This window comes from Shewanella cyperi (assembly GCF_017354985.1).
GTDB classification, from domain to species: Bacteria; Pseudomonadota; Gammaproteobacteria; order Enterobacterales; family Shewanellaceae; genus Shewanella; species Shewanella cyperi.
In genome coordinates this window covers 3,631,125-3,648,836 of record NZ_CP071501.1, presented here as the reverse complement: position 1 = coordinate 3,648,836, position 17,712 = coordinate 3,631,125, and the positions used below count along the sequence as shown (strand labels likewise).

Genomic DNA, 17,712 nt, shown 5'->3' with positions numbered 1-17,712 from the left:
TGTTTCGCTGCCGCTGCGATGAAAATTGAACCTCAAGACGGATACTTCACTTACAGGCGATAGTCCGCCATCAACCAGGCGCTGAGCCCCGGTTGTGGCAGGCGCTCGCCCACGGGCACATCGCCACCGGCGACCCGGTTATAGCCACCGAGATGGTCGGCATATTCAAGGTCAAACAGGTTGTCGACCCCGGCGCTCAGGCGCCAGTTGTTGCCCTGCCAGCCGGCCTTGATGTCGAGGGTGAAATACCCCGGAGTCGCCTGTTCCAGCTGCACGGCGGACACCTTGTCCTGGGCCGCCACCGCCCGGCCGTGAATGCCGGTAAACCAATTCCCGCTGTTATAGACCAGGCCCAGATTGGCATTGGGTGGTGCTATGCGGTACAGATCCCCGTCCTCGTCCCGGCGCTCACCGCGGACATAGGCGGCCGCAAGCATGAGCTGCCAGTGTTCGGTCAGCCTCAGCTCGCCCTGAAGATCCATGCCGTAGAGCAGGGCATCGGTATTGCTGAACACCAGGGTATGGGCATCGCCGGCCATCAGCAGTGCCGGATCTTCCGTCGGCAGGCCCTGGATATAGTTGTCGATGCGCTGCACGAACAGCCGCGGGCTCAGGAGCCATTGTTGCTGCTGCAGATCCAGCCCCAGCTCCAATTGCCAGGCGGTTTCCAGCTGCAAATCCAGTGTGCCCACATAGGTGCGTCCGTCCGCCAAACCGCCGGTGGACTGCATCGGCACCCACAGGAAGCGTTGCTGGTAGCTGGCATTGGCCTGTTTGCGGGCCAGACCCACTACGGCCGCCAGATCTTCTGAAAGGGCGCGGCGGCCCTGCAGCACCAAGTCCAGCCCGGTATCGCTGCCGTTGCGGTCGGCCTGGTTAAATCTGTCCATCAGGGTCTTGATGGCGGGCTTCATGGCGGCCATGGAGTGGTTGACCGCGTCGGCATCGAAACGGTAGTGCTTGACCCTGGCCCCCAGCTGCCATTGCCAGTCGGCAAGTAGGCTCTGCCACTGGCCAAACAGACTGTAGCTGTCATCCCTGACGTCGTTAAAGTTATCCACCCTTAACATGGGATTGTTGGGATCGCTAATGACCGAATTGTGCCTGGCCTGGCTGATATCCAGACCAAACTGCCAATCGCCGTCGCTCAGCTTAATGCTTGCCTGCCAGTCCTCGGCGTCGGCCTGGTTATAGCGGGCGGCCATGGTTGGCATTCGCAGCCTCAGGCTGTCGTTATCCATGCCGTGACGGCCGTTGCCATAGCCCAGCTGCCACTGGAGGCGTGAATCACCCAAGGCGTGACTGCCGTCGGTGTGGACACGGTCACTGCGGATATAGTCTATGTCCATGGGCAGGGCCGGGGTGGCGCTGTTGTCGGTTTCCAGATGACGGGCATCGAGACCAAGATAATCCTCATCGTTCAGGAACAGGCGGTACTTGGCGCCGAACTGGGTCTGCTGATAAATGCCAGGCAGCAATCTGTGGCCCGCGCCGCTTTGGGGGATCGTATGCCCTTGTTGCTGGTCCGCAAACAGTAACAGCGCCTGCTGCTCTGAGCCCAGATTGGCCTTGGCGCCAAGGCGGCTTTGATCGCCATTGGCCTGATACTGGCCCCGCAAGCCGACCGAATACTCGTTCGCCCTCGCCTGGGACTCAACAATGTGCAGGCTGCCACCCAGGGTATCAGTGCCGCGCGCTATGTCGGCAATGCCGCGTTCCAGTTCCAGCGCTTCGGTCAGTATGCCGCTGCCATAGCTCAGGGGCGTGTCCATGGCATTGGGACCCGCGCCCGCGTGGCTGTGACCATCTATGTCCTGGTGAACCCGGTCACCGAACAGGCCGCGATATTGGGCAATGCCGGACAGGGGGCCGTTACTGTTGAGGCCGGCACCGGCCATGTCCCTGAGCAGGGCGCCGAGATCGGCCTGCACCTTGTCTTTGGGGCTGCTGCTGAGGCTGTTCAATGGCCTTTGACCGCGCACCTCCAGCACTTCGTCCATGGTTTGTGCCTGAGCCGCGGCACACAAGAGGGGCAAGATGCCCAGGGAAAGCGGAGAGAGTGAAAAGCGCATCTGATTGTTTCTGCAAAGATAGGGTGGCGTGATTCTCTGCATTGTGGGAGCGGGCTGCAAAGGTTAAGGGGCAATCTGCGACAGCTTGTCGCACCCTCAAGCTCAGGCTCAAGTTCAGACTCAGACTCAGACTCAAGTTCGGGCTCAAGCCCAGGACTCTTGTGGGGAGAGGGCTCGGCCCTGATGGTTTGTGGCTGTCACTTGCCCAAGGGCGGACTTAGAGCAAGTCCTGGGGATCCCGGTCCAGGGTCCAGCGGCAGCGTTTGGCCTCGGGCAGGGCTTCTATTTCACTCAGACGGGTATCGAATACCTGTTGCAGCCCCTGGCGGTGACGGGCCTGGAATATCAGCTGCCGTCTGTGTTTGCCGGCCTTGCGATCCATGGGCGCCGGCAGCGGGCCTATGATTTCGAAGTCTTTCTCATTTGGCAGCAGCGCCGCCACCGCAGCGAGGAAGGCGTCGGCATCCTCGGCCCTGTGAGCCTCGGCGCGGAACAGTACCATGTGCCAGGCCGGGGGCAGGGCGGCCTGTTGCCGCTCCGCCAACTGGCTGCGGGCAAACTCGCCGTAGCCCCGGTGCAGCAGATCCCGCAGCAGCGGATTGTCGCTTTGATGGGTTTGCAGCAGCACTGTGCCGGGTTTGGCGGCGCGACCGGCCCGGCCCGCCACCTGGGTGTAGAGCTGGCCAAAGCGTTCGGGGGCGCGGAAGTCGGCACTGAACAGGGCGCCGTCCACGTCGAGCAGGCCCACCAGGGTCACATCCGGAAAGTGATGGCCCTTGGCCAGCATCTGGGTGCCGACCAGGATCTTAAAATCCCCACGTTGGATCGCTTGCAGGTGGGATTCCAGTGAGCCCTTGAGCCGGGTGGTATCCCTGTCGATACGCACCACGGGGAAGCGGGGAAACTCCTGTTTCAGCGCCTGCTCCAGTTGCTCAGTGCCTATGCCCTGTCCCATCAGCATGGTGGAGCCACACTGGTGGCACTGGCGCGGAATGGCATATTGATTGCCGCAGTGGTGGCAGCGGATTTCCCCCAGGCTCTGGTGCACGGTAAAGAAAGCGTCGCAGCGATCGCATTCATGCAGGTGGCCGCATTCATGGCACAGCAGTGCCGGGGCAAAACCGCGGCGGTTGAGGAACAGCAAGACCTGATTGCCGGCCTCCAGATGCTGGCGCATCTCGTTCAGCAGTGGCTGGGACATGCCGGCCTTGAGCGGCTGGTGACGTATGTCGATTATCCCCTGACGCACCTTTTTGGCGGCGCCGGCGCGCTCCCCCAACTGCAAGTGGTGGTAACGGCCGGCGAGGGCATTTTGCAGGCTTTCCAGCGACGGGGTGGCCGAGCCCAGCAGTACCGGGATATTTTCCAGGTGGCCGCGCATCACCGCCAGATCCCGGGCGTGGTAGCCAACCCCTTCCTGTTGCTTGAAGGAGGCGTCGTGCTCTTCATCAAGTATGATGATCCCAGGCCAGGCCATGGGGGTAAACAGGGCCGAGCGGGTGCCGATAATGATGGCCGCCTCGCCGCTGCGTCCGGCGCGCCAGGCGTCCAGGCGTTGATTGTCGGTGAGATTGGAGTGGATCACCGCCAGCGGTACCCGGAAACGGCGCCGGAATCTGTCTATGGTTTGCGGCGTCAGGCCTATCTCGGGCACCAGGATCAGCGCCTGTTTGCCGGCCTTGAGTACCTGTTCCAGCAGTGCCAGGTAGACCTCGGTCTTGCCCGAGCCGGTGATCCCCTCGAGCAAGGTACAGTGAAAGCCTTCCCGGGTACCGATGCTGGCCACGGCCACCGCCTGTTCCTGATTCAGTCTGTGGGGTGTTTCATCCAGCGTGAGCTCAGTGCGCCAGCCAAGATCCGGCGCTATTGTTTCTTCAAGCCGCGCTATCCAGCCCTTGTCTTCCAGGGCCTTAAGGGCGGCCTTGCTGAATTCCATGGCACTGAATTCATCCAGGCTGAGAGGGCCTTGCAGCAGGCGCTCAAACAGTTTTTTCTGGGCCGGTGCGCGCTTGAGTACAGCAGCGTCGGCCTCGTTTCCGGCGGGGCTAAGGGTCAGGGACTGACGGGATTTTGGGGCAGCGTCGGCGCCCTTTCGCAGCGCCACCGGCAGGGCCTGGGTCAGCATTTGTCCCTGACTGCAGAGGTAATACCTTGCAGACCAGAGGGTTAGTTTATAAAGTGAATCAGGTAATACCGGCGAGTCATCCAGTAGTTCGATAACATTTTTAATCTGTGTCTCGGCCAGCGCACAGCTGTCGGTCAGTGCCACTATCAGGCCTATCAGCTGTTGCCGACCAAAGGGGACCTTGACCCTGGCACCAATAAGGGCCCGGTCTGCCAAAGGCTCTGGCAGTCGATAGCTGAAGGATTGCCGCAAAGGAACGGGCAGGGCAACCTCGACAAATGTGGGCATAATCAGACACTTTGTTTTTGAATGCCGCTAGTGTACCAGAGTTGACCTCCCGAACCAGACCATAGATGAGGAAAACCACCCATGCGAAGCCTGATCCCAGTTCTGCTCTGTTGTCTGTTGCTGCCGGGCGCGGCCATGGCCAAGTTGTCCCATGTCAGTATCAATAAGAGCCAGTTCACCCTGGGGGAGCATCCACGGCTGCGGGTTAACATTATTGCCGAACGCAATGATCTGTCCCGACTGGAATTTGTGGTGCAACAGGGCGAAAGCGAAGAAAAATTAATGGTGCAGCCCCTGAACAGTTTTATGTTGCTGCTGACCGGGGTGGAAGAGGTGCGCGATCCCAATGCACGCTTGTTGGTGCGTGAGTATGTGGTGGATCAATGGCATGAATACCGCTGGTTTCCCCTGTTTGCGGGGGCCTCGGCCAAGCTGACCGAGGATGCCCTGCCTGCCCGGGCCTCAGAACCCCGGGAAAAAGGATCCCGGGAAAAAGAAACCCAGGCCTCAGTTGCTGCCGCCAAGCCCCGGGGTGCGCAAGCACAGGTCAAAATTCAGGAAGCGCCGGTCAAAACTCAGGAAGCGTCAGTCGAAACCGAGGAGGCGCCCACCAAAACCGAGCTTGCGCCGCAAGTTGAGATTGCCGCAGCCATTGCTGAGCCCACAGTTGATTTAGCAAACAGATCAGCAGCAAGCGACTGTGAGGTGGAGCGACAGGCTGGGGATACCCTGTGGCGCATCGCCAATCGCAATGCCGCCAAGTGGCAGGTGGATGTGTACAGTGCCATGTTGGCGCTGTTTGATGCCAACCCCGGGGCCTTTACCCGCAATAAAATCAATGGGCTTAAAAAGGATGCCAGGCTGGAATGTCCCGGGACTGAGTTACTTGGGCGTTACCCGGATCCCAAGGTCGCCAGCCGCGTTTACGCCGACAAAGAAGCAGGGCAGACAGTGCAATAATTTGTTGCCCCGAAGTGTCGCTTCAGCAAGGGATCCCCGGTTGGCCCGAACCGGGGATGCTTAAGGGGCAAGGTCGGATTTGGACCTGTCGGAAATTGGCCGGGCGCTGCAATAATATACTTGTCAGTATTGGTGCTTTGCTGTAGCATTCTGCGCCCTGAACATACTGTATTAACCGCATGTGGTGTCCGACTTCGGGTTGGAAGAGCGACATGGCCTTAACTTGAGGTAATCCCAAATGAAACCAGGTATCCATCCTGAATACGCCCAGATCACTGCCACCTGTACTTGTGGTAACGTTATCAAGATCAACTCCACTGTAGGTAAAGACCTGCACCTGGACGTGTGTGGTGCTTGTCACCCATTCTACACCGGCACCCAGAAAGTAGTTGACACCGGCGGTCGTATCGACAAGTTCAACAAGCGTTTCGGTATGCTTGGCAAGAAGTAATTGCTTCGGCAATGAATTCAGAAAAAGGCGCTCATCGAGCGCCTTTTTTGCATTCAGCGCCAACGAAAATCCCCCAGGCACTGCGGCAGCAGATCATTTCCCTGAAAGGGCCATTTTTGGAATATTCTTTGGTAAGTTTCAAACAAAACCCCGCTTAATTTGCGGTTGCAGGCCGGTGTTGTGTGAATGTTTCCGTATTAAAACTACAAAGTTAACTATTGGATAGCTAATTGTTTTCTTGAGTTAACTTATGAAAATAACGCTTTCAGGTGGTTAGTCCTCTTAAGTCGGTGAAATTTGTTAATCTTGGCTATAAACGGTCGGCGGATTGGCGTATCTTATTCCTGTTTCTAAGGGGTTTTTGTTGTCGCCCGCACCTCAGCCCCAGTGGACTCGGCCGCTTTTACATAACTCTTCGTCGTATTTCAGGATTAAAAAATGGCAGACCTTCGTCAACAAGCTCTCGATTATCATGAATTTCCGGTCCCGGGTAAGATGGCGGTATGCCTGACCAAACCCGCCGCAACCAGCATGGACCTTGCCCTGGCCTATAGCCCGGGTGTGGCCGAGCCGGTGCGTGAAATTGCCTCCAATCCCAACGACGCTTACCGCTACACCAACAAGGGCAATACTGTGGCGGTGATCTCCAACGGTACCGCCATTCTGGGTCTGGGTAATCTGGGACCTTTGGCCTCCAAGCCGGTGATGGAAGGCAAGGCGCTGCTGTTCAAGCATTTCGCCAACATAGATGCCACCGACATCGAAGTAAAACACCGCACCGCGGAAGAATTTATCAATGTGGTTGAAGCCATTGCCGACACTTTCGGTGGTATCAACCTGGAAGACATCAAGGCGCCCGAGTGTTTCGAGATTGAACGTGAGCTGATCGAGCGTTGCTCTGTGCCGGTATTCCACGACGATCAACACGGTACCGCCATTGTGACCGCCGCGGGCATGCTCAACGCGCTGGAAATCCAGGGCAAGAAGATAGAAGAAGCGGTATTTGTTTGTATGGGTGCCGGTGCCGCCGCCATCGCTTGTATGACCATGCTGGTCAAATGTGGTGCCCAGCGTGAGAACGTATACATGCTGGACCGCAAGGGTGTGATCCATACCCGTCGCGACGATTTGAACGAGTACAAGGCACTGTTTGCCAACAACACCGACAAGCGTACCCTGCAGGACGTGATCCGGGGCGCCGACGTGTTCCTGGGCCTGTCCGGTCCCGATGTGCTCAGCGCCGAAGACGTGCTGCTGATGGCCGATAACCCGGTGATCTTCGCCTGCTCCAATCCGGATCCCGAGATCAAGCCCGAGCTGGCACACGACATCCGTAAAGATCTGATCATGGGCACTGGTCGCAGTGACTACCCCAACCAGGTCAACAACGTGCTGTGTTTCCCCTTTATCTTCCGTGGTGCTTTGGATGTGCGCGCCTCGCGGATTAACGATGAGATGAAGCTGGCGGCAGTTTACGCCATCGCAGCCCTGGCCAAGGAGCCTGTGCCCGAGTCGGTGCTCAAGGCCTACCCCAAGGTCAGCAGCCTGAGCTTTGGCCCCGAGTACGTGCTGCCCAAGCCGATGGACCCAAGATTGCTGCCAAGAATCGCCACCGCAGTGGCCCAGGCGGCGATAGAGTCCGGGGTGGCGGCCGTGACAACCCTGCCGGAAAACTACCTCGGCTGATGTTCAGCAAAGGCAACCTTCAAGGTTGCCTTTTGTTTTTGGGTGCTCAATAATTCCGCCGGAACCCCTGTACACACCACCTTCTGGGTAGCTGGGGCAACCGCCCTGGTGGGCAACCAAATAAGAACAATAAATCCAGGACGGTATTTCCCATGCAACTGACCCGCATGCTGACCAAAAAACTCATCAGTTTCTGGATGATGTCTTTGTCCGCCATGGCCTTTGTGTTCCTGCTCAGCGCCGTTGTCAGCTTTATCCAGCTCACCTACCGCTTTCAACAGCAAAAGGTGAACGAGCTGGAAACCATGCTGGTCAATCACTATCAGAACCACAGTGAATGGGCCCTGGACAGCTGGCTGCCGCCCTTGCTGCTGGCCTATAACGCCGTGAGTTTCCGGCTGAGCGAAGCCGGAGAACCCGTGTTCGAGTATCAGGGCAATTTGGACTCCGAGCAGGTGCTGCAGTATGACAAACAGCTGGGCAGCCAGGGGCAGCTGAGGATGCAGCTGGTGTTGCCGCGGCCCTTTTCCCAATACCGCCTCAGTGAGGCCGAGTTACTGGTACTGCTGATAGGCCTCGGTGCCATAGCCGCCTTTGTCCGTTTCGGTTATCGCTGGTTCTCCACCGAGTTGGAGGGCGTGGAAGCCCTGGCCCAGCGCAGCAAGCTGATCCTCGATGGTCGCCATGAAGAGGCCGCCAAATCCCCGGGCAACGGCAAGCCCAGGCTGATTAACCGGGCTCTGTCGCGTTTGCTGGCGGAACTGGCCGATGCCCAGAAGGAGCGGGCCCGTTTCGATAAGTTTATCCGCTCCAACACCTTTCTCGATCCCCAGACCCGCATAGGCAACCGGCTGTTTCTCAAGAACCGCCTCGATGCCCTGTCCAGCGAGCGCGGCATGATGGCCCATGGCGTCATCTACCTGTTGGAGATGGAAGACCTGGATCTGCTGGAACAGGAACTGGGCAGCGAGCCTGTGTTGGAGCTGCTGCACGCCACCATTAACGGCATTAACCTGGTGTTGCAAACCCAGGCCAACAGCATCTTTGCCCGCCGCTCCCACAATCAACTGGCGATCGTGGTGCCACAGATTTCCCTTGCCGAAGCCGACAGCCTGGCGGACAGGTTGCTGAAAATTTGCCTCAGCCAGCCGCTGCCGCCCATTGAGACCAGGGATAACTTTTTCCATCTCGGCGGTGCCTTCTTCACCGAGGGAGATCAAATCGAACAGCTGTTGGATGAAGCCGATATGGCGCTGCGGGCGGCGCAGCTGCAGGGGGCCAGCAACTGGTTTATGTACGACAAGGGGGCGGTGGATGAGGAGTTTGCCAAGGGCTCGGTCCGTTGGCGCAGCTTTCTGGAAAACGCCTTGCTGGGGCGCCGGTTTGTGGCCTTTGCCCAACCTGTGATGGAAGGGGATGGCCTGCTGCATCACAGGGAAATTTTCACCCGCGCCCGGGATCCCCAAGGCAATCTGGTGCGTGCCAGCCTGTTTATGCCCATGGCGACCAAGTGCGGCCTGATGCCACAAATCGAGCGCCAGATAGTGGAGCGTACCCTGTTCGAATTGATGGCCGACGATAATCCCGGTGTGCATCACTACAGCATTAACCTGAGTCTGGACTCGCTGCAAAGCCGCGCCTTTGTGCGTTGGTTGCAGACGACCTTGCTGGAATACCGTCATTTGGCGTCCAGGCTGATTTTCGAACTCACCGAAGATACTGTCATCAAGCACAGGCAAGCCCTGGAGCCCAAACTGGATATGCTGCGCAAGATGGGGGCGCGCCTGTGTGTCGACCACGTGGGGCAGCAAGTGGTCAGCACCCAGTACATCAAGGAATTGAAGTTTGACCTGATCAAGTTGCACCGCTCCGTGGTGCGTCAAATCGATCTTCGTCCTGAAAATCAACTGTTTGTCCGCAGTCTCATCGGCAGCTTGTACCGCACCGAAGTGCAGGTGTGTGCCGAGGGCGTGGGTAGCTTCGAAGAATGGCAAACCCTGCAGATTTTGGGGGTCAGTGCCGCCCAAGGCAGCTATTTCGGCGACCCGAGTGAGACCTGAGTGGCATTTTGCTGTTGCGCACTTGTGAATGGCCGGTCATGGGCCTATCTTAGAGTGGGATTTCCCTGCATAATAAATATTATTAAAAAAGAAATAATTACTGAGTAAATCACCGGGGCGCCAGCCTTGGTGGTATCAGCTTCAGCGCGGTTTCGGGGAGGAGGGCTCAAGGCTCTTCAGGGCGTCCCGAGACCGTTCATGGACAGAGGAATATCGGGCATTCACAATGGAAAACAGTTTCTTGGCACGTTTGTCCTTCTGGAAAGCCAACCAAAGCAAGCGGCCCGCCGGCCTGTTTCTTGGCGAGTCCTATGCCTGGGTCTTCCTGCCGCAACCGGGAAAAGATCCCGAAGTGCTGCAATTCCCCATTGATGACAAAGATTGGTCTGCGCTGATGGCTCCCCTGAGTCAGCGCCTGGGGCCACTGAGTCTGGCGTTGGTGCTCTGTCCCGCCCGTTATCAACTCCTGACCGTGGATAAGCCTGCGGTGCCTGAGGATGAAGTGTCCCAGGCCCTGGTGTGGTCCATCAAGGACATGGTCAGTGAACCCCTGGATAAACTGCAAATCGACTACTTCAGCCCTCCGGTTGCCGGCAGCAATAAGCTGACCGTGGTGTGCAGTGCCAAGCCGGAATTGCAGGCCCTGGTGAAAGCCGCTGACGACGTGGGTTGTGAGCTGATGGGGATCAGTATCGAAGAGCTGGTCAGCAGTCGTCTCTGGGGTAAGGATTCCCCGGCCAGATTGGTGGTCAGTCATGTGCCTGAGCAGGATTTGCTGCTTACCGTGGTGCGTGAGGGCGAGCTGTGGATGCAGCGGCGGGTGCGGGGATTTCGTGAACTCAACGGCCTCAGCGAGCAGGACCTGACCTATGGTGTGGCCGACAACCTCAGTCTGGAAATCCAGCGCTCCATGGATTATTTCGAGAGCCAGCTGCGCCAGGCACCGGTAGCCTCCATTGAGGTTCTGGTCGAAGGTTCGGGCAGGGCATTGAGCCGCCTGTTGGCCGCCAACTTCAATCAGAAAGTCAATTATCTGGAAACAGACTCTGTGGCCGGTACCTTTGCCCGCCTGGGACTGGCCGAATTTGCCCCGGAGGTGCTGTGAGCAAGACGCGGATAAACCTCTACGACAGGTCGCTGTTGCCACTGAGGCAACGCCTGACCCTGGCGGCGTTGGGACGCACTGTGGCCCTGGTGTTGTTGCTGGGTATTGGCGCCATGGGCCTGGTGTATTGGCAGCAATTGCAGCTGCAGGGCCAGCTCAGAATGGCAGAACAACGCAAACAGCAACTCGATAGCGACAAACAGTTGCAGGAACAGGCTCTGGCCCGGCACAAGGCCGATCCTGCGCTTATCCATCAGGTGGAACTGGAAGCGGCACAGCTGGAGTTGAAGCAACGCCTGCTCAGTGAGCTTGGCCTGCGTACCCAACTGGCGAGCCAGGGTTTTGCACCTTTGCTGCAGGAGTTGGCAGAGGCCGCCGATGGCAGCCTGTGGCTTGACGGGATCCTGGCCGAAGAAGGTCGCTACCGTTTCAGCGGTTACACCCTTAAGCCGGCCCATGTCCCCCAGTGGGTGGAGCGCCTGAAGCAGAGTAACACCCTGAGGGGCCAATCGTTCGCCGCCATGACCATGAGCCGGGGTGAAGACAAGCCCCTGGGCTTTGTGTTGACCTCTGAACCCGAGGAGGTCAAGCCATGAGTGCTGTGCGTGAACTGGCCGAAAAATACAATGGCTTAAGCCGCCGCGAGCGCGGCCTGATTGCCCTGGCAGTTTTGGTGCTGCTGGCCGTGGTGCTGATGCAGCCTTTGGATGCCCTGTGGCAACAAACCCAGGCGATGAACCTCAGGCTCAAATCCCTGGTGAAGGAAAATGAGATTTCGGTGCAGCAGCTGGAACTGTACCGCCAGCGGCTGGCACTGGATCCCAATGCCAGTTACCGGCAGCGGCTGACCCAGCTGGCCGCTGAGCAACAACAACTGGATGCCAGGCTCGATGAGCAAATGGTGGCCATGGTACCGGCGAAATTCATGCCCGGGTTGCTCAGCCGGATGTTGGAGTCCATGCCCGGACTCAAGTTGCAGGAGTTTGCTTCCATTGCCCCCGAACCCTTGCTGCAGGTGGGCGAGACCGAGAAGTTGAATCTGTACTCCCATGGCATGCGTATGAAGCTGAGCGGCGATTTTTTCTCGTTGCTGCGCTTTATGCAGGCACTGGAGTCCATGCCCACCAAGCTGTATTGGAAGCGCCTGGATTATCAGGTGAAGGATTATCCCGGGGCGGAAGTGGAGCTGCTGCTTTATACCCTGAGCATCAATGAGGACTTTATCAGTGTTGCCAAGGATTAGTGTATTGCTGTTGGGACTGTTGCCGCTCGCACTGACTGCGGCTCAGGATCCCACCCGCCCGGCCATGTACGCCACCGCTGGCGAAACCCACAGCCAGGGTGGTCTCAAAAGCATAGTGCGCAATGGTAAAGAGGCCTATGCCATAGTGGGCAACCGCATAGTGGCGGTGGGGGATCAACTCAATGGGCTGAGGATCACGGCCATTGGTGCGGATTACCTGCAGTTATCCGATGGTTCACGGCTGACCTTGTTCAAGCCGGTTACAGAGAGATAGGAAAATAACAAGATGAAGCCAGGCCTTTACCTCACCCCTCTGTTGTCCCTGTTGCTGGTGGCTTGTCAAACCACGGACAGACCCCAACCGAAAGAATCCAAAGCGGAGCTGAATCAGGCGACCCAAGCCAAAGCCGAAAAGCCCACGCCGCCTCCGGTGCAATTGCCCGCCGCTGTCATGCAGGAATTGGGGGCCGCCAAGACACAATTGGCTCCACAGCAGCCGGTCGAGCGCCGCTTCGATGTGGCTGCCAACGATGTGGATGCCAGGGTGTTTTTTCCCAGCCTGGTGAAGGGCACCCCCCTAAGTGTCGCGGTGCATCCCAATGTGCAGGGGCGCATCTCCCTGTCCCTCAAGGGTGTGACCTTGAGCGAGGCGCTGCAGGTGGTGGAAGATCTTTATGGTTATGAGATCAACCGTCAGGGCAAGGTGCTGCAGATTTTCCCTGCCGGGATGCGCACCGAGACCTTCCCGGTCAATTACCTCTTTATGGAACGTCAGGGATTGTCGCTGACCTCAGTCAGCTCGGGCCGCTTGTCGGACAATAATCGCAACAACAATAACAACAGCAATAACAGCAACAATAACAATGGCTCCGGCTCGGATAATGGCTCGGGCAATAACGGCAACAACAGCAACAATATCATCAACGGCACTTTTATCCGTTCCCAAACCAAGACGGACTTCTGGAGTGAGTTGAAACTGACCCTGGAGTCCATGGTGGGCGCGGACGGACGTCAGGTGATGGTTACCCCCCAGGCTGGGCTGGTAACTGTGAGGGCCTTCCCCGATGAGTTGCGCCAGATCCGTCATTTCCTCACCACCGCCGAAACCCACCTGCAGCGTCAGGTGGTGCTGGAGGCCAAAATTCTTGAAGTGACCCTGTCCGATGGCTATCAGCAGGGGATCCAGTGGCAGGATGTGATGGGCACGGCCTTTGGCAATGGCAATACCCAGGTCACCTTTAACACAGGCGCTGGCGCCTTCGGGAACCAAATCACCCAGGCATTGGGTGGCATGACCTCACTTTCCGTCAAGGGCGCTGACTTTGGCGCCATGATCACCCTACTCGATACCCAGGGCGACGTGGATGTGTTGTCCAGCCCGCGCGTGACAGCCTCCAATAACCAGAAAGCGGTGATCAAGGTGGGCAAGGACGAGTATTTTGTCACCGAGGTGTCTTCCACCACTGTGGCCAGCAATACCCCTGTGACCACACCCCAGGTCGAACTGACGCCCTTCTTCTCCGGGATAGCCCTGGATGTCACACCGCAAATCGATGAGCAGGGCAATGTGTTGTTGCACGTCCATCCTTCGGTGACCGATGTGACCGAACAGAACAAAAATATCCGGGTCAGCGATGCCGAACTGGACCTGCCCCTGGCCCAAAGTGAGATCCGTGAGTCCGATACCGTTATCCGCGCCCAGTCCGGCGATGTGGTGGTTATCGGCGGCCTGATGAAGAGTGAGCAGTCCGAGCAGGTGTCCAAGGTGCCCTTACTGGGAGATATTCCCTTCCTGGGTGAAGCCTTCACCAATCGCAGCAAACTGACCCGCAAAACCGAGCTGGTTATCCTGCTCAAGCCGACCGTGGTCGGTGCCGACACCTGGCAACAGGAGCTGGAGCGATCCAAGGCCTTGCTGGATCGCTGGTATCCCGAGGGGCAATAACCGTGTATCTGCAGCACTTTGGCTTAAGCGAAGCGCCCTTTGCACTGACGCCAAACACCAGCTTTTTCCTCGCCATGACACCCCATGTCGAGGCCTTGCAGGTGCTGCAGACCGCATTGCAGACCGGGGAAGGCTTTATCAAGGTCACAGGCGAGGTGGGCACAGGCAAGACCTTGCTGCTGCGCAAGTTACTCAATGAATTGCCGCCACCGCTGCGCTGCGCTTACCTGCCCAATCCCTGTCTCAGCCCAAGCGAGCTGCGTTGGGCCTTGGCATCTGAGCTGGGGCTGAAATACTCGGCCAACATAGACCAGCAGCAACTGACCAGTTTAATTCAGCAGCAACTGCTGGCGCTTGCGGCCCACGGTCATGCCGTGGTCTTGATTCTCGACGAAGCCCAGGCGCTGCCGACCGACAGTCTGGAAACCCTGAGGCTGTTCACCAATCTGGAAACCGAGACCCGTAAACTGTTGCAGGTGGTGCTGTTTGGCCAACCTGAGCTGGACCAGCGACTGGCAAGTGCGGAGCTCAGGCAATTGCGGCAAAGGATCACCTTCAGCTATAGGCTGCGACCCCTGGATGAGCGCGAAACCCAGACCTATCTGAATCATCGCCTGGCCGTGGCGGGTTTTAAGGGCGCCCCCATGTTCGGAGCGGCCGAGGCCAGGCTGTTGCAGCGGGCATCACGCGGGATCCCCAGATTATTGAATATCCTGGCCCACAAGGCCTTGATGCTGGCCTTTGGCGCAGGCGACTCCAGGCCCAGCCGCAGTCAGTTGCGGGCCGCCATTAAAGACACAGAAGATGCCACCCAGGGCCACTGGCCGTTATCCTGGGCCGGTTGGCTGGCCTGCGGGGCGCTGCTGACCAGCCTGGTGCTCTGGTTCGGTGGCGTCGGTCAATGGGGGGCTGGTCTGTGAGCGTAATTAATCAGATGCTCAAGGATCTCGACAAGCGCCGGCAACCCCATAGCCTGAGCGCCATGCCCAACGTCTTGCCCAATGCCATGCAGGAATCGCGGCCAAGCCGCATCCGCCTGCTGTGGTGGCTGCTGCCGGCGGCCTTGTTGATGGCAGCTTGGCAGCTGTGGAGCGGGGCGACCAAGGTGCCGGTTGCTGCTCCGGCACCGGAACATGTTGCGGCCGCACAAAATCAGGTCGCTTCGGTTGAACCGGCAGTTGCCGAAGCCCAGGCCCCAACCTCTGATGCCGTTGATGAACCTGTCACAACCTCGCCAGCCACTGCGCCTGCTGCGTTAATTGCGACCCCGGCTTTGGCAAAGAGCGATGAACCTCATTCCGGTGAGCAGCAAGCAAAGACTAAACCTGTGGCCGAACCGCTGACAAAGGCGCTGCCGGTTGAGCTGGATGACACCCGGCAAAGTGCGCCTTCACCAGCTATTGCCGACAGCGGCTCCATCGCGATTACCGAGGTCAAGTTCAGCCCGGAGGAGCTGGCCCAAAAAAGCTATATGGAAGCCCTGGCCGCCCAGGATCAAGGCCAAGTGGCGGAGGCGGAGCGGGACTATCGTCGTGCCCTGGCGCAAAATTCTGCCCACCACGAAGCACGCACGGCGCTGGCGGCGCTGCATTTCGGCCGCAGCCAATTGGCCCAGGCCATTAAGCTGCTTGATGCTGGCATAGGCCAATTCCCGGAAATCACCGAATTCAGACTCCTGCTTGCCAAGGTGCAAATGGCGCAAGGGCAAGAGGCCGCTGCGCGCCTGACCCTGGACGCCATTGCCGACAGCGACAGTCTGGCGTTGGATAAATGGCTGCAACTGGCAGAACTGGCTCGGCGCCAGGATGATCAGCGCCTGGCGGAACAGGCCTATGCTGCGCTGACCGCCTTGCAGCCGAACGAGGGCCGCTGGTGGCTGGGACTGGCTTATGCCCAGGATGCCCAGGGACAGTATGTGCAGGCTGTAACGGCTTACCGTCGGGCTCTGGGGCTTGACGGCCTGTCCCGCGACGCGCGGGATTTTATGGAACACAGATTGATGCAGTTGGGAGAGAGCCGATGAAACCGAAACTCAAGATGCGCCTTGGCGATCTTCTGGTATCCGAGCAGATAATCGGTGAAGAGCAGCTGCAACAGGCGCTGGCTGAGCAGAAGAAAACCGGCCGCAAGCTGGGTCATACCCTGATTGATTTGGGCTTTATTTCCGAGACCCAGTTGCTGACCTTCCTGTCACACCAGCTCAATATCCCCTTTCTGGATATCAGCCGTCGCCCCGTGCCGCCTGCAGTAGTTAACCTGCTGTCCGAAGTGCAGGCCAGGCGCTACCGCGCCCTGGTGCTGGAGGACTTGGGGGACGAGGTGCTTGTCGCCATGAGCGACCCTGCGGATCTGCAGGCTTTGGATAACCTGGAATTATTGCTGTCGCCCAAACGCATCAATGTGGCCGTGTCACCCGAGGCCCAGTTGATGCAGGCCTTCGATAACCTGTACCGGCGCACCGATCAGATTGCCCAGATAGCCGGCAAGCTGGAGGAGGAATATGCCGCCGATGAGGTCTTTGATCTGGCGGCCCTGACCCAGGGCGACAGCGATAATGAAACCACTGTGGTCAAGTTGCTGCAGTCCATTTTCGAAGACGCGGTGCAGATGCGAGCCTCGGACATTCACATTGAACCCGGTGACAAGTCGCTGCGGATCCGGCAGCGTGTCGATGGCCTGCTGCAGGAAAACGTGCTCAAAGAGGTTAATATCGCCGCGGCCCTGGTGCTCAGGCTCAAGCTGATGGCCGGATTGGATATTTCCGAGAAGCGTTTGCCCCAGGACGGCCGTTTCCATATGGAAATCAAGGGCCACAAGATAGATGTGCGTATGTCCACCATGCCGATTTATCACGGTGAATCCGTGGTGATGCGTCTGCTGGACCAATCCGCCGGCCTGCTGACCCTGAATGAAACCGGTATGCCGCCCCATATCCTTGAGCGAGTCAGGCGCCAGATTAAGCGTCCCCACGGCATGCTGCTGGTCACAGGCCCAACGGGCAGCGGTAAAACCACCACGCTTTACGGCATTCTCAGCGAGCTCAATACCGCCGACCGCAAGATAATCACGGTGGAAGATCCGGTGGAATACCAGCTGCCGCGGATAAACCAGGTGCAGGTCAACCACAAGATAGGCCTGGACTTCTCCAACGTGCTGCGTACCACACTGCGCCAGGATCCGGACATCATCATGGTGGGTGAGATGCGGGATCAGGAGACGGTGGAAATTGGTTTGCGGGGCGCGCTCACGGGTCACTTCGTCCTGTCGACCCTGCACACCAACGACGCAGTGACCTCGGCCCTGCGTCTGCTGGACATGGGCGCCGCCGCCTATTTGGTGGCCAGCGCGCTGCGGGTCATCATAGCCCAGCGTTTGGTGCGGCGGGTGTGTCAGAACTGCGCCGCCGAGCATCAACCCTCGGCCCAGGACCGGGCCTGGCTTGCCAGTGTCAGCAAACTGGATTTCAGCAATGCCCGTTTCCGCATGGGCAGCGGCTGCCAGAGCTGCAACGGCACAGGTTACCGTGGCCGTATAGGTATCTTTGAAATCCTGGAGCTGGATGAAGCCATGGTGGATGCCATGCGAACCGGCAATCCCCAGGCCTTTGCCCATGCTGCCTATCAGAGTCCCAATTTTACCCCCCTGGCGGAATCGGCCATGGGCTACCTGCGTGAAGGCATGACCACCATTGAAGAGGTGGCCCGTCTGGTGGAGGACATGTCAGACAGCCCACAATCCCTTGCCGAAGACATGCAGCAGTTTGAGTGGGAGTCCTGA

14 protein-coding genes are annotated in these 17,712 nt (G+C 58.5%); 12 read left to right on the top strand and 2 right to left on the bottom strand.

Features of this window, described 5'->3' with window-relative positions; translation table 11 throughout:
* Positions 1-50: 50 nt before the first annotated feature.
* Both JYB84_RS16205 and priA read right to left on the bottom strand, forming a co-directional pair.
* Positions 51-2,072, bottom strand: a complete 2,022-nt coding sequence (locus JYB84_RS16205; protein WP_207321045.1) for a TonB-dependent receptor — start codon at positions 2,070-2,072, stop codon at positions 51-53.
* Positions 2,073-2,289: 217 nt separating this feature from the next.
* On the bottom strand, positions 2,290-4,485 hold the full coding sequence (gene priA, locus JYB84_RS16200) for a primosomal protein N' (RefSeq protein WP_207321044.1): 2,196 nt from the start codon (positions 4,483-4,485) through the stop codon (positions 2,290-2,292).
* 81 nt (positions 4,486-4,566) lie between these two features.
* Between priA and JYB84_RS16195 the strand changes: the two genes are divergently transcribed.
* The 12 genes from JYB84_RS16195 to JYB84_RS16140 all read left to right on the top strand — a co-directional run bounded on the left by JYB84_RS16195 (position 4,567) and on the right by JYB84_RS16140 (position 17,712).
* The gene (locus JYB84_RS16195; protein ID WP_207321043.1) at positions 4,567-5,445 is read left to right on the top strand and encodes a FimV/HubP family polar landmark protein; all 879 of its coding nucleotides are present in this window, start codon (positions 4,567-4,569) and stop codon (positions 5,443-5,445) included.
* A gap of 238 nt (positions 5,446-5,683) precedes the next feature.
* Positions 5,684-5,896 (top strand): 50S ribosomal protein L31, encoded by a 213-nt coding sequence (gene rpmE, locus JYB84_RS16190; RefSeq protein ID WP_011758567.1) that lies wholly within the window; start codon positions 5,684-5,686, stop codon positions 5,894-5,896.
* Between the two features lie 438 nt (positions 5,897-6,334).
* Positions 6,335-7,582 carry a malic enzyme-like NAD(P)-binding protein gene (locus JYB84_RS16185; protein WP_207321042.1) on the top strand — a complete coding sequence of 416 codons (1,248 nt, stop codon included), beginning with the start codon at positions 6,335-6,337 and terminating at the stop codon, positions 7,580-7,582.
* Positions 7,583-7,734: 152 nt separating this feature from the next.
* Positions 7,735-9,642, top strand: a complete 1,908-nt coding sequence (csrD, locus tag JYB84_RS16180; RefSeq protein ID WP_207321041.1) for an RNase E specificity factor CsrD — start codon at positions 7,735-7,737, stop codon at positions 9,640-9,642.
* 226 nt (positions 9,643-9,868) lie between these two features.
* On the top strand, positions 9,869-10,747 hold the full coding sequence (locus tag JYB84_RS16175; RefSeq protein ID WP_228290815.1) for an MSHA biogenesis protein MshI: 879 nt from the start codon (positions 9,869-9,871) through the stop codon (positions 10,745-10,747).
* A complete protein-coding gene (locus tag JYB84_RS16170) occupies positions 10,744-11,343 on the top strand; it encodes a PilN domain-containing protein (RefSeq protein WP_207321040.1) in 600 nt (199 codons plus the stop codon). Before JYB84_RS16175 ends, JYB84_RS16170 begins: the two co-directional genes overlap by 4 nt.
* Positions 11,340-11,990 carry an MSHA biogenesis protein MshJ gene (locus tag JYB84_RS16165; protein WP_207321039.1) on the top strand — a complete coding sequence of 217 codons (651 nt, stop codon included), beginning with the start codon at positions 11,340-11,342 and terminating at the stop codon, positions 11,988-11,990. Before JYB84_RS16170 ends, JYB84_RS16165 begins: the two co-directional genes overlap by 4 nt.
* Positions 11,974-12,264, top strand: a complete 291-nt coding sequence (locus JYB84_RS16160) for an MSHA biogenesis protein MshK (RefSeq protein ID WP_207321038.1) — start codon at positions 11,974-11,976, stop codon at positions 12,262-12,264. Before JYB84_RS16165 ends, JYB84_RS16160 begins: the two co-directional genes overlap by 17 nt.
* Positions 12,265-12,276: 12 nt before the next feature.
* Positions 12,277-13,935, top strand: coding sequence for a pilus (MSHA type) biogenesis protein MshL (gene mshL, locus JYB84_RS16155; RefSeq protein ID WP_207321037.1), 1,659 nt, complete (start codon positions 12,277-12,279; stop codon positions 13,933-13,935).
* Positions 13,936-13,937: 2 nt separating this feature from the next.
* Positions 13,938-14,855, top strand: a complete 918-nt coding sequence (locus JYB84_RS16150) for an ExeA family protein (RefSeq protein ID WP_207321036.1) — start codon at positions 13,938-13,940, stop codon at positions 14,853-14,855.
* Positions 14,852-15,958 (top strand): tetratricopeptide repeat protein, encoded by a 1,107-nt coding sequence (locus tag JYB84_RS16145; protein ID WP_207321035.1) that lies wholly within the window; start codon positions 14,852-14,854, stop codon positions 15,956-15,958. Before JYB84_RS16150 ends, JYB84_RS16145 begins: the two co-directional genes overlap by 4 nt.
* Positions 15,955-17,712 (top strand): GspE/PulE family protein, encoded by a 1,758-nt coding sequence (locus tag JYB84_RS16140; RefSeq protein ID WP_207321034.1) that lies wholly within the window; start codon positions 15,955-15,957, stop codon positions 17,710-17,712. Before JYB84_RS16145 ends, JYB84_RS16140 begins: the two co-directional genes overlap by 4 nt.

Bases quoted from the DNA above. Each gene is read 5' to 3' on its own strand.
- JYB84_RS16140 (WP_207321034.1), top strand. From the start codon at position 15,955: ATGAAACCGAAACTCAAGATGCGCCTTGGCGATCTTCTGGTATCCGAG.
- mshL (WP_207321037.1), top strand. From the start codon at position 12,277: ATGAAGCCAGGCCTTTACCTCACCCCTCTGTTGTCCCTGTTGCTGGTG.
- JYB84_RS16165 (WP_207321039.1), top strand. From the start codon at position 11,340: ATGAGTGCTGTGCGTGAACTGGCCGAAAAATACAATGGCTTAAGCCGC.
- JYB84_RS16195 (WP_207321043.1), top strand. From the start codon at position 4,567: ATGCGAAGCCTGATCCCAGTTCTGCTCTGTTGTCTGTTGCTGCCGGGC.
- JYB84_RS16205 (WP_207321045.1), bottom strand. From the start codon at position 2,072: ATGCGCTTTTCACTCTCTCCGCTTTCCCTGGGCATCTTGCCCCTCTTG.
- csrD (WP_207321041.1), top strand. From the start codon at position 7,735: ATGCAACTGACCCGCATGCTGACCAAAAAACTCATCAGTTTCTGGATG.
- JYB84_RS16175 (WP_228290815.1), top strand. From the start codon at position 9,869: ATGGAAAACAGTTTCTTGGCACGTTTGTCCTTCTGGAAAGCCAACCAA.
- priA (WP_207321044.1), bottom strand. From the start codon at position 4,485: ATGCCCACATTTGTCGAGGTTGCCCTGCCCGTTCCTTTGCGGCAATCC.
- JYB84_RS16185 (WP_207321042.1), top strand. From the start codon at position 6,335: ATGGCAGACCTTCGTCAACAAGCTCTCGATTATCATGAATTTCCGGTC.
- rpmE (WP_011758567.1), top strand. From the start codon at position 5,684: ATGAAACCAGGTATCCATCCTGAATACGCCCAGATCACTGCCACCTGT.